The organism is Roseomonas chloroacetimidivorans, from assembly GCF_049629625.1.
In the GTDB taxonomy this organism is placed as follows: domain Bacteria; phylum Pseudomonadota; class Alphaproteobacteria; order Acetobacterales; family Acetobacteraceae; genus Roseomonas; species Roseomonas chloroacetimidivorans.
In genome coordinates this window covers 1-9,567 of the sequence record NZ_JBNBZS010000139.1, presented here as the reverse complement: position 1 = coordinate 9,567, position 9,567 = coordinate 1, and the positions used below count along the sequence as shown (strand labels likewise).

10 protein-coding genes and 1 pseudogene are annotated in these 9,567 nt (G+C 67.0%); 1 reads left to right on the top strand and 10 read right to left on the bottom strand.

Features of this window, described 5'->3' with window-relative positions:
• The 9 genes from ACO1BU_RS34560 to ACO1BU_RS34520 form a co-directional block, all read right to left on the bottom strand.
• Positions 1-323 (bottom strand): transposase (locus ACO1BU_RS34560; RefSeq protein WP_424140444.1); only part of this gene is annotated, 323 nt, incomplete at its 3' end.
• A gap of 129 nt (positions 324-452) precedes the next feature.
• Complete coding sequence (locus tag ACO1BU_RS34555; RefSeq protein ID WP_424140443.1) at positions 453-1,607, bottom strand: sensor histidine kinase; 1,155 nt, start codon at positions 1,605-1,607, stop codon at positions 453-455.
• A 32-nt stretch (positions 1,608-1,639) separates the two neighbouring features.
• Positions 1,640-1,996: a hypothetical protein gene (locus ACO1BU_RS34550; protein ID WP_424140442.1), complete on the bottom strand. Its 357-nt coding sequence runs from the start codon at positions 1,994-1,996 to the stop codon at positions 1,640-1,642.
• Positions 1,997-2,147: 151 nt separating this feature from the next.
• On the bottom strand, positions 2,148-2,474 hold the full coding sequence (locus tag ACO1BU_RS34545; RefSeq protein WP_424140441.1) for an N-formylglutamate amidohydrolase: 327 nt from the start codon (positions 2,472-2,474) through the stop codon (positions 2,148-2,150).
• Entirely contained in the window at positions 2,440-2,910 is a 471-nt protein-coding gene (locus ACO1BU_RS34540; protein ID WP_424140440.1) for an N-formylglutamate amidohydrolase, read from the bottom strand. Before ACO1BU_RS34540 ends, ACO1BU_RS34545 begins: the two co-directional genes overlap by 35 nt.
• Entirely contained in the window at positions 2,907-3,728 is an 822-nt protein-coding gene (locus tag ACO1BU_RS34535) for a transglutaminase domain-containing protein (protein WP_424140439.1), read from the bottom strand. The genes ACO1BU_RS34540 and ACO1BU_RS34535 overlap by 4 nt, the downstream gene beginning before the upstream one ends.
• Positions 3,729-3,797: 69 nt before the next feature.
• Positions 3,798-4,721 (bottom strand): transglutaminase family protein, encoded by a 924-nt coding sequence (locus ACO1BU_RS34530; RefSeq protein ID WP_424140438.1) that lies wholly within the window; start codon positions 4,719-4,721, stop codon positions 3,798-3,800.
• 185 nt (positions 4,722-4,906) lie between these two features.
• Positions 4,907-5,800, bottom strand: a complete 894-nt coding sequence (locus ACO1BU_RS34525; RefSeq protein ID WP_424140437.1) for a glycoside hydrolase family 15 protein — start codon at positions 5,798-5,800, stop codon at positions 4,907-4,909.
• Positions 5,800-6,771, bottom strand: a complete 972-nt coding sequence (locus ACO1BU_RS34520) for a glycoside hydrolase family 15 protein (protein WP_424140436.1) — start codon at positions 6,769-6,771, stop codon at positions 5,800-5,802. Before ACO1BU_RS34520 ends, ACO1BU_RS34525 begins: the two co-directional genes overlap by 1 nt.
• A gap of 172 nt (positions 6,772-6,943) precedes the next feature.
• Here ACO1BU_RS34520 and ACO1BU_RS34515 point away from each other — a divergent pair, with 172 nt between their 5' ends.
• Complete coding sequence (locus ACO1BU_RS34515; protein WP_424140445.1) at positions 6,944-8,029, top strand: IS630 family transposase; 1,086 nt, start codon at positions 6,944-6,946, stop codon at positions 8,027-8,029.
• A gap of 287 nt (positions 8,030-8,316) precedes the next feature.
• Here the strand turns inward: ACO1BU_RS34515 and ACO1BU_RS34510 are convergent.
• Positions 8,317-9,387 (bottom strand): annotated as a pseudogene (locus ACO1BU_RS34510) (IS110 family RNA-guided transposase).
• Between the last annotated feature and the right edge of the window lie 180 nt (positions 9,388-9,567).

The window sequence follows — 9,567 nt, the reverse complement described above, 5'->3', positions numbered from 1 at the left end:
TCGCTGATGGTGCGGAAGTCCGGCCGGTTCAGCGCGGTCACCGCCTGGAAGTCGAGCCGCTCTTCGCAGGCTCGCGCAATCCGCCGCGACGAGTAGACCCCCCGGCTGTACGCATAGAGCAGCAGCGCCACCATCATCCCTGGGTGGTACGGCGGATAGCCACGGGGCTCCGTGTAGGCCGCAAGAATAGCGGAGAGGTCAAGTTCCTCCGCCACAATGTCGCGGACCAGATGCGCAGGATGCCCCTGGGGCACGAACTCCTGCACCGAGGGCGGCAGCAGCCAGACCTCGTCCACCTTCCAGGGCCGAAAGCTCTTCGTCATGCCGCCGAGCGAATCACCACCCAGCCCGCCTGTCGAGCCACTTCAGCCGTTACCGGGACACACTCCTAGTGGTGTAATCCACGCTGATGGATCACAGGGATCATTCGGCGCCCCGAGATATGTGGCTCATCAGCGAGCGGCGAATTCGAAGCGGAGCATCGTGCCCGATGCCGATGCCGATGCCGACGTCCAGTCCGGTTTGGTGCCGATCTGTTGTGCCAGTCTCTCAATAAGTGTCATCCCAGTGCCGGAGCCGCGCGCCGGACGGCGAGGCCCGACTGGCAATCCCTTACCATCGTCGGAAATACAGATGCGGATGATATCGTTCTCCAGGGTGTCAACGCAGACCCTGATCGTGCCGCCACGCCCGTCAAAAGCGTATTTCAGGCTGTTCGTGACGAACTCGTTCACAATGAGGCCGAGCGGCACCGCGACATCGGGGCTTAGGTCGACCTCCCCGACGGCAAAGTCGAGCTTCACCTCGCCAGACTGCCCCTGGTGCAGGCGCGCCAGGTTCTTGACCAACCGGACCAAGTAGGGTCGCAGCGGGAGATGCTGGGCGGAGCCGGCTGCATAGAGCTGCTCATGGACTAGGCGCAGCGTCTCGACCCGCTCGCCGATTACGCCCAGTTCCGCCCGTGCCTCCTCCGAGGCTGTCGCCTTGGCGCGGAGTAGCACGAAACTGGTGATGATGCCGATGTGGTTCTTGACCCGGTGCTGAAGTTCCTGGAGCAGGTGCCGGTTGGCGTCCAGCGCGCCCTGCAAGTCGCTGACCTTGTGCAAGCGGTCGATGACCGGCCCGAGGATCGTAGCGTAGGTTCGGAGGAACTCAATGTCCTCCTCCGCGAAGTCGCGCGGCTGGCGGTCATCCACCTGAAGCAGCCCGTAGGGACGGCCGCCTGGAAGGAAGATCGGCACGTTCACGAGGGCGGCTACTCCGTGCTCCTTCAGGAAGTCTGCGAACTCGAAGCGATCCTCCTCCCGGATGTCCTTTGAGATGAGAGGCTCAGCCTCGTTAATGGCGTAGGTCTCCGACGATCTCTCGCCCATAGGCAGTCGGGTCTGGCCAACGATACCGGGTTTCCAGCCGACGCCCGCCCTGACCAGCAGCTCCTGGCGATCGTGGACAAGCTCCAAGACTTTTGCGAATGGCGCCTCGAGCACTTCCGCCACAAGGCGGCAGGCTTCAGCCAAAACCGCATCAAGGTCGTCGTTACGCAGCGCAAACTCGCCGAAATTAGCCAGCAACCGCTGTCGTTTCACCATCTGCGCGCGATCTGCCATGGGGCTATGTTCGATGTCTGCAGCTCTGCTGTCTAGGCCGGAGCCGCTCCGGCTTGGACATGGCTCGCCTGTCCTCGCCCAAACGGGGTAAAAGGCCGCAATGGGATCGAGAGCGGAGTGACGTCAGTAGGCATTCCCCGCGTTGGTTGCGCGCTGATGATGGTGTCAGCGGGGGCGGTCCAGCGGAAGGGCTTCGGGTCTGCATTGTGGGCGTCGAGGTAGGCTCGGATCGCCTGGTTCAGTTCGATGGCGGAGCGGAAGGCGCCGCGGTCCCGAAGCATGAGGGCGAGTTCGCGGTAGCTGACCGGGAACATCAGGTACCAGCGGACCGTCCAGAGGATGATCTCGGCCGTGAACTGCCGTCCTTTGAACCGCCTGTTCTGGCCCAATGCTACCCCGCCCGTTGCTCCGCTTCAGGTCCAACCTACTGACACCAGCCTGCTCCGAAAACTTCGCATCGCAGTCAATCGGCGGCCCTAACCTGCTGATCCATCAACAAGCGCTAGTCTCTCGATTAAGGAACCCTGACAGCAGCAAAGTTTATCGGCCGGGGAAGCGCCCCGCGGCCCGTCCCAGGGCCGAGGCGAGGCGCAGCGCACAAGCCTCGATCGCCGCCGGGTCGCCCAACAGGTCCTGCCGTACCTCGATCAGCACGGCATCCAGCCCCCGCAAGTCCCCGTGCACGGGGACCGTGTAATCATGGACGCCCGGCTCGATCCGATAGGGCTCGTTCTCCCCGACCACCAGATCCGTTTCCGCGCCGATATCGGCTGCCAGCGCGCGCCCGAAGTCCTTCGCCTCCCCGAACAGCACGCCGGCATGCCAGGGCCGGTCAACGCCCTGAAAGCACGGGGTGAAGCTGTGCACGCCGACGATGATGGTAGGCCGGCCTTCCGCCTTCCGCCTTCCGCCGGTCCAGCAGCGCCGTAACAGCCTGATGGAAGGGATGGAACCACGCCGCCTCCCGCACCGCGCGTTCCACCGTGTCGATCCCGGCATTGCCGGGGATCACCGTGTCTTCGCTCCGTTCCGGGATGCTCGTCGCCACGCCTGGCGGCCGGTTGAGGTCGATCACCAGCCGCGAGACGCCGGACAGGATGAGCGGCGCATCCAGCAGCGCCGAGAGGCGCCGTGCCAGATCGGCGGCCCCTATATCCCAGGCGATGTGCCGCCCCAACTCATGCGCCGGCAGGCCGAGCGCATCGTAGCGGGCCGGGATGTGGTTCGAGGCATGCTCGCAGAGCAGCACGAAGGGCGAGGCGCCCTCCGCGTTCACCAGGGTGACCGGTGCCGGGTCGCTCAAGACGCGGCTCCCACTGGCACCTCGTCCGTTACCACATTGAACCCCACCAGCTGGCACGACCCGAAGGTGGTGGTGATCGCCACATCGGTCGCGTCGCGCCCGCGCGCCATCAGGATGCGCCCGATACGCGGCGTGTTGTGGCGCGCGTCGAAGGTGTACCAGTGGCCGCCGAGATAGGCCTCGAACCAAGCGGAGAAGTCCATGGCCGCATCCACCGGCGGCACGCCGATATCGCCGAGATAGCCCGTGCAGTAGCGCGCCGGGATGTTCATGCAGCGGCAGAGCGTAACGGCCAGATGGGCGTAGTCGCGACACACGCCGACGCGGTCGCTGTGGCCGCTATAGGCCGTACGGAAGACATTCGCGTGCTCATAGCCGAACTGGATGCGCTGATGCGCGTAGTCGCAGATGGCCTGCACCCGCGCCCAACCGGGCTCGGTGCCGCCGAAGAGCGACCAGGCAAGGTCGGACAGCCGGTCCGTCTCGCAGTAACGGCTGGCCAGGAGAAAGACGAGCGCATCATCCGGCAGCTGTTCCACCGGGGTCTGCGGCGCCGAGGGCACCACGACGTCCGGTACGCCCGGATCCAGCACGTCGAACCGCGTGGAGATGGTCAGGCGGCCAGGCGGCGCCACGATGCGGTGGCAGATATTGCCGAAGCCGTCGCGATACTCCGTCGCGCCGATCGGCGGGTCGAAGGTGATCTGGTGTGGCCCGATCACGTCCGGCATGCGGGAGGGATGCACGCTCATTGCCAGGAGCATCGGCGTGGGCTGCGGGCAATCATAGGTGATGTCGTAGCCGGCGTGGATCTTCATGGCGGGGCGGGTCTCCGGTCGTGAAACGGATGCGCGACCTCGGGTCGCGTTGAAAGGGGGGCGCACGCGTCACGCGCCGGGTAAAGCTGCGGCTGAGCGGACAGGCGGAGCTTTCCCGCTCCCCTCCGAAGTGACGTTCACCGACACCTCCATGCCGAGGCTGTCATCCGGGAAGCCCTTCCAGCGCCCGTGCAGCGGCACGGCCTGGGCTGGGTCGCGCGCCACGGCCACGCGGATCAGATCCCGGTTGCCGACGATGCCGTTGGTCGGGTCGAACTCCACCCAGCCCGCGCCGGGGAGGTAGACGCGCACCCAGGCATGGGTCGATCCACCGCCCATATGCATGCCCCCGTCCCGGCCCGGCGAATAGATGTATCCGGACACGAAACGTGCCGCGAGGCCGAGGGAACGCACCGCCTCCATCATCAGCAGCGCGAAGTCGCGGCAGGTGCCGCTGCCCAGCTCCAGCGTGCGCCAGGGCTCCTGGATGCCGCGGATGCTGCGCGCGATATAGGTGAAGTCCCGCTTCACCTCGCGCGTCATGGCCACAAGCAGTTCCAGCGTGCCGGTCGGCCCGTCCTTGCTCAGGAAGCTCCTGGCCCAGTGGTCCACAGCGCGGTCCGGATCGGCCTCGTGCCGCTCGATGGAGCGGGCGAGGTCCGGCATTTCCTCGGTGGAATAGGAGAAGGGCAGGCTGCGCGCATGTTCCTCCAGCCGGAAGTCCAGCTCCTCCACGGGATTGTGGTCCAGGCGCATCGTGCTCTCGAAGCGCAGCTCCCGCGCGCGGGTGGTAAAGCGCGCGAGGCCCACGCTGTTGCCGAAGACATCATGCACCCACCAGAATTCAGAGGGCTTCGGCGTGATGTCGATCCGCGCTTCCAGCAGCCGCTGGTCGTGTCCGGCGCGCGGGCGCAGCATCATCCGGTGCTCGCCGAAGGAGACGGGCTGGCGGTAGCGGTAGGTCGTGACGTGTCGGACGGTGAGGATCGGCATGGTTGCAACCTGGTCGGCCCCGCGGCCCGGATGGGCACATCCGGAGCATGGCCTCCGGCAGCAGGCAAAGAACAGGCCGGAACCAGCGGGAAGCCCTCCCACCGATTCCGGCCCGTGCATGGCGTGTTAGGAGCAAGAACGCTGTGACCGCACCGGAGTTGCATCCTATGTAAATATTTGGCCCGTCAGTTCTCCTCCGGCGCGGCCATCTTCTCCGCTGCCTTCTCCAGCCGCAGCGCGTGGTTGATGATGGCCATATGGGTGAAAGCCTGTGGGAAGTTCCCACGCTGCTCCCCTGTCGCCACATCGATCTCCTCGGCGAACAGGCCGAGATCGTTGCCCCTGGTTAGCAGTCGCTCGAACAACGCCTGCGCCATTTCCGTCTCCCCGGCCAGGGCGAGGCAGCCGACGCGCCAGAAGGCGCAGGCGGTGAAGGTGGCCTCGTCTCCCTCCATCCCGTCATCCATGCGATAGCGATAGACGAGTTCGCCGACAGCCAATTCCCGGCCGATGGCGTCGAAAGTGGCCTTCAGCCGCGGGTCACGCGGATCGACGGCGCCGAAGAGCACGGTGCGCAGCACCGCCGCGTCCAGCGCGTCCGAGCCATAGGCCTGGGTGAAGGCACCGCGCGCTGGGTTCCAGCCGCGCTCATGGTATTCCGCCCGCACCTCCACCGCGACGCACTCCCATTCCCGGATGAGTGCCTCGTCGATCCGCCCGATGCGGCGGGCCATCTTTGCGGCCCGGTCCAGCGCCACCCAGATCAGCGCCTTGGTGTGGAACATCTGCTGCTTGCCGCTGCGCGGCTCCCAGATCCCGTGATCCGGCTTGTCCCGCGCAGCCATGGCCCGGGCAGCCAGGTTGGGCACGACCTCCGGCAGATGGTCATTCACCTTCTCCGGCGGGTCGTAGTCCACCGCATCCAGGAAGCCGTGAAGGGCCAGCAGGAGCTCGCCATAGATGTCGTTCTGGTCCTGGGCGGCGGCGCGGTTCCCGATCAGCACCGGGCGAACACCACACCAGCCGGAGAGGTGATCCAAGGCCTCCTCCGGCGGCACCGGGCCGTCGATGCCGTACATCAGATGCAGCTCGCGCCCCCGCTCCCGTCCGCATGTCGCAGAAAGCGGAGATACTCCGCCGCCTCCCGCACATAACCGAGCCCGACGAAGGAGGTGACGGTGAAGCTGGCATCCCGCAGCCAGGCATAGCGGTAATCGTAGTTGCGGTTGCCCGGCACCGCCTCCGGCAGGCCGATGGTCGGCGCCGCGATGATCGCCCCGGTCGGCGCGTAGGTCAGCAGTTTCAGGCACAGCACCGAGCGCAGCACGGCCGCACGGTACGGCCCCTTGTAGCGACAGCGGCTGCTCCAGCCCTCCCAGTACCGCCGGGTCGCGTCCAGCCTTTCGGCGGCTCCCTCATGCCCTTCCAACGGCCGCACCGTCCTGTGCTCGCCGCCATCCCGGCCTTGCGTCAGTACCAGATGCGCCCGCTCCCCCGCGGCGAGCCCGAAGGCGGCCGTCACGGTGCCCTCGTTGATGGCCAGGGAACGGGGAAGGCTGGCGACCCGGAGCCTCTTCAGCCCGTCCTCGAACAGCACTGTGCCATCCTCCCCTGGAACCGGAGTGGAGGGCCGGCGGACATAATCGAAGCTGGGCCTCACGGTGAAGCGGCCGGAAACGCGTCCCTCCTCGCAGCGGAGCATCCGGATCAACCGGATCAACCGGCTCTCCGCCTCGCCATCCGGCCCATTATCCTGCAAGGTGGCAGGCGGATGCACCGGCATGAGGTCGGTCAGCACGGCACGGCCCGAGGCGGTGGTGAAGGTGGTTTCCAGGCTGTTGGTCCCGGGCAGGTAGCGGCGGCTGATGCCGACCAGTCCGTCAAAGGCGATGGCGCAGGTACCGCCCTTCTCCTCATCCAGCAAGCGGAGGAACAGGGCGGGGCTGTCATGGCGCGGCCAGCACAGCCAGTCCACCGATCCGTCCCGCGCGATCAGGGCGGTGGTGTGGCTGTCGCCGATCAGCGCGTAACCGGCGATGGGTTTCGACATCGGTGCGGCGCTCTCCCGTCCTGCAGCCTGGGACAGATGCGCCTGATCCCCGGAATACCACCGCCGGGCGCGCGGTCGTGATCGGCGGTGGTCATCCGACGCGCCGGCCGGAAAGGCGGCGCCGCGGGCCTCTTATCGCGGCCCGGCCACGGAAAGGTGCTAGCTTTCGGCACTGGCGGCCCGGCGCAGCACGACCCAGGCGCTGGCTGCGCGGGCTCGCATCGTGCTGGCCTGTGCCGAGGGCGAGCAGAACAAGGTGGTGGCAGCCCGGCTGGGCCTGGACGCGGCGACCGTGGCCAAATGGCGGCGCCGCTTCGCCGAGCAGCGCCTGGACGGTCTGCGGGACGAGCCCCGCTCCGGTGCACCACGGACGGTCGAGGATGAGCGGATCGAGGCCGCGATCGTGCGCACGCTGGAGAGCCAGCCGCCGGACGCGACGCACTGGAGCTCACGCGGCATGGCGCGCGCCTCTGGCCTGTCCGTTTCCACGGTCCAGCGCATCTGGCGCGCCTTTGGCCTGCAGCCGCACCGGCTGGAGACCTTCAAGCTCTCGACCGATCCCGACTGCGTGGCCAAGGTGCGCGACGTTGTCGGCCTCTACGTCTCGCCACCTGCGCATGCCTTGGTGCTGTGCGTGGATGAGAAGAGCCAGATCCAGGCGCTCGACCGCAGCCAGCCGATGCTGCCGTTGCGTCCCGGTCAGCCTGCGCGGCGCAGCCACGACTACACCCGCCACGGCACGACGTCGCTGTTTGCAGCCCTCGACGTCGCCACCGGCCACGTGATCGGCAAGTGCTATCCGCGCCACCGTGCGAGCGAGTTCCGCCGCTTCCTCGACGAGATCGAGGCGGCCGTGCCGTCCGATCTCGACGTGCACCTCGTCATGGACAACTACGCCACCCACAAGGCGCCGCTGGTCCGGAACTGGCTGGCCAAGCGGCCGCGCTGGCACGTCCACCTGACGCCCACCAGCTCCTCCTGGTTGAACCAGGTCGAGCGCTTCTTCGCCCTCCTCACAGAGCGCCAGCTCCGGCGTGGCATCCACCGCAGCGTCCCGGCCCTGCAAGAGACCATCGGTCGCTTCATTGACCACCACAATGCCGACCCGAAGCCCTTCCGCTGGACCAAATCCGCCGACGACATCCTCGCCAGCATCGAGCGCTTCTGCGTCCGAAACACCCCACTATCCGCTGAAACGGCGCGAACTTCTGGTTCGGGACACTCTCATGTCCGCCGTTTCAAGCAGCAGGCGCAGTGATCCTTCGCTTGTTTTCACAAGCTGTTCAGCGTGTCCGTCGCTGGACAAAGCAGGAGGCACGATCATGAAACGACGGTTGATCATGCTCTGATGCGCGGGTTGGATACCGCCGGACCGGTGATGCGTCGCGGAGCGTCCTCTGTCTAGCAGCCAGCGTCGGATCAGGTCCGGCTGGTAGTGTCTGCGAGGGTTCTCCTGCCGTGACCGTGCCCCCAGCCTTGTCCAGCTTGGGATGAAGGTGTGTCGGTGATCGGCCTCCTTGGACAGCGTTGCGCGGGATGGGAGTGTCAGCTGGCAGCAGGCTGGGCCTGTCTGGCAATGGCCCATACGAAACCCGCCAGTTCGCGGGCAATGGCGGTGGTGACGACGTTGGGCGCTTTTCCCGCCCTGGCGAGCTTGCGCTAGCGCCCGCACAGCCGTTCCTGCGCCTTCCAGGCGGTGTCGCGGATTGGCTTGGCCAAGGTTTCCTGACGCAGCAGTAGCTCTCGGCTAATCCGGGCCGGGAACCGGTAGCTCCAGGCCGCCTCAATCAGCATGCGCCGCGCCGAGCCGTTCCCAGCCTTGGTGATCCCACCCTGGCGCCGGGTTCCGCCGCTGGAATGCTCGGATGGAACCAGCCCAAGATAGCCCATCAGCTGCCGCGGATTGGCAAAGCGGGTGATGTCGCCAAGCTCGGCGACCAGTGTCGCTGCTGCCACCAGCGCCATGCCGCGCAGGGCCTGCAGCGCCCGCACGACCGGTGCCAGCGACCAGTCCGGCAACGCCGCCGCGATATGGGCCTCCAGGCGATCGCGCCGTGCCGTGGCCGCCTCGACCGCGGCGATGCAATCCTCCAGGACAAGGTGGTGGGCTGCTTGTGCGAAGCGCAACCCGGCCAGCCAGCGTCGGTGCATCTGGGCCCAGGCCGGTCGGCTGTAGTGCTGACCCTGCCGTAGCAGGAAGCCGGATAGTTGCTGGCGAGCCTGCCGGAGGGCGCGGACCGCGGCCTGACGTGCCCGCACCAGGTCGCGGACGGCCTCATGCGCCGGGTCCGGCACCCAGACCGGGGTCAGCTCTCCCGCCCGATGCAGCCTGGCCAGGTTGGCCGCATCCCGCCGGTCGGTCTTGATCCGGTCACCCGGCTTGCGCGGGATCAGCGAGGGCGCGACCACAACGCATTCATGCCCCGTCATGCTCAGCTGCCGCTGAATTCCGTAGCCGCACGGTCCGGCTTCATAGCAAAAGCGCAGCGCCGAGCCGGACTTCGCCAGCTTGCTCGCCAAGGCCTTCAGCGCCGTCGGGGTGTTGGCGATCGTGCCGTACTCGCGGACTTCGCCCCGCTTGCCTGCCTCGGCCAAGGCCACCGCGATCGGAGCTATCGCCGAAAGTGGGTGATGGCGATGTGAGAGAGGCGGCGTATCGAGGTGGGTGGAAGCCTGCCTGAACCTCCCGAAGGAGCGATACGCCGAGATGAGCGATACCACTGTTGTCCCCCTGCGTCAGCCGGAGACGGTCGAGGATCCGCTGACAGCGGTTTTGAGGAGCGGCGCCCGCCGGCT

Bases quoted from the DNA above. Each gene is read 5' to 3' on its own strand.
- ACO1BU_RS34525 (WP_424140437.1), bottom strand. From the start codon at position 5,800: ATGTACGGCATCGACGGCCCGGTGCCGCCGGAGGAGGCCTTGGATCAC.
- ACO1BU_RS34535 (WP_424140439.1), bottom strand. From the start codon at position 3,728: ATGAAGATCCACGCCGGCTACGACATCACCTATGATTGCCCGCAGCCC.
- ACO1BU_RS34530 (WP_424140438.1), bottom strand. From the start codon at position 4,721: ATGCCGATCCTCACCGTCCGACACGTCACGACCTACCGCTACCGCCAG.
- ACO1BU_RS34555 (WP_424140443.1), bottom strand. From the start codon at position 1,607: ATGGCAGATCGCGCGCAGATGGTGAAACGACAGCGGTTGCTGGCTAAT.
- ACO1BU_RS34520 (WP_424140436.1), bottom strand. From the start codon at position 6,771: ATGTCGAAACCCATCGCCGGTTACGCGCTGATCGGCGACAGCCACACC.